Source organism: Bradyrhizobium sp. BR 10289 (genome assembly GCF_019455385.1).
GTDB lineage: Bacteria > Pseudomonadota > Alphaproteobacteria > Rhizobiales > Xanthobacteraceae > Bradyrhizobium.
In genome coordinates this window covers 1-740 of the sequence record NZ_JACOFR010000057.1, presented here as the reverse complement: position 1 = coordinate 740, position 740 = coordinate 1, and the positions used below count along the sequence as shown (strand labels likewise).

Sequence of the window (740 nt, the reverse complement as noted above, 5' to 3'; positions counted from 1 at the left end):
GGATCAGGGGCCTTCATCACCAGCGCGGCCGCCGTAACTGGTCCGATCCCAGGGACCTGCGCCAAGCGCCGGCTTGTGACATCGGCACGGTGCCAGGCCACAAGCTTGGCCTCGATCACCTTCAGCTCGGTCTGCACCTGGTCGTATTGCCGAGCAAGCATCACGAAGAGCTCGCGGGCCAGCACGGGCACACGTTCGTCCCGCTCGATCGCGGTCAGGAACGCAGCGAGCTTGTCCAGCCCTTGGGGTGCGGTCAGACCGAACTCCGCCGCATGACCGCGGATCGTGTTGGAGAGTTGCGTGCGACGCCCGACCAATTGCTCGCGGACGCCAAGCAGCATCAGTGCGGCCTGCTGCTCCGCCGTCTTTACAGGCACATAACGCATCCGCGGCCGGCTCGACGCCTCGCAAAGCCCCTCCGCATCTCGTCCGTCGTTCTTATTGCGCAGCACGTAGGGCTTCACCAGTTGCGGCGCAATCAGCTTGACCGTGTGTCCCAGCCTGCCGAGCTCCCGTGCCCAGTGGTGAGCCGCTCCGCAGGCCTCAATCACAACTACCGTCGGCGGCAGCTTAACGAAAAACTCCAGCATCGCCTTGCGGGTCAGCCGCTTGCGCAGCACCACCTGCTCGGATGCATCAACTCCATGCAGTTGAAAAATATGCTTAGACGTATCCATCCCAATGCGGATAATCTGGCTCACGGACGGCTCCTGTGAATGGGTGTGTGACAACCTCATTCT

The 740-nt window shown here is 62.4% G+C and carries 1 protein-coding gene; it reads right to left on the bottom strand.

The features are described 5' to 3' along the window. On the bottom strand, positions 1–701 hold a 701-nt coding region (locus HYH08_RS37305), incomplete at its 3' end, for an IS110 family RNA-guided transposase (protein WP_220014809.1). Positions 702–740 lie beyond the last annotated feature (39 nt).